The sequence below is a fragment of the Streptomyces calidiresistens genome (genome assembly GCF_014141525.1).
GTDB classification, from domain to species: Bacteria; Actinomycetota; Actinomycetes; order Streptomycetales; family Streptomycetaceae; genus Streptomyces; species Streptomyces calidiresistens.
Genome location: NZ_VKHS01001626.1, coordinates 1 through 387 on the forward strand (window position 1 = coordinate 1; position 387 = coordinate 387).

1 pseudogene is annotated in these 387 nt (G+C 73.6%); it reads right to left on the reverse strand.

Annotated elements, in window-relative coordinates:
• Positions 1-212 (reverse strand): annotated as a pseudogene (locus FOE67_RS28565) (helix-turn-helix domain-containing protein); the annotation flags it as partial.
• Positions 213-387: the final 175 nt, after the last annotated feature.

Consider the following 387-nt stretch of genomic DNA (forward strand, 5'->3'; position numbering starts at 1 on the left):
GGTGGGAGGTGTTCGCGCAGGCGCCAGGCCAGGATGCCCGCCGCCCGGCCGCGCAGCACCGTCGGCAACCCTTGGCACAGCGACCGGACCACCTCCGCCTCGCTCGTTCCCCGGTCCAGCCAGGCGGTGATGCCCGGCGCCAGGGCGCGGCACTCCCGCTCGGAGAGCAGCAACCTCGGATCACGCCGCCGCAGGGCATGCGCGACGCGCATGACCGCATCCCCGACCGGTTCGGCGTCCGGTTCGACGGCCGGGGATTTCCCGCCGCCGGGGTTCCCGCCCGGGTTTTCCGCCACCGGGATGATTTCTCCGGGGTGGGTGCTTTCGGGGTCGGCGTTTTCCGGGACGGCGATTTCGCCGAGAGGGCGGGAGAGGGAAGGCGGGGTG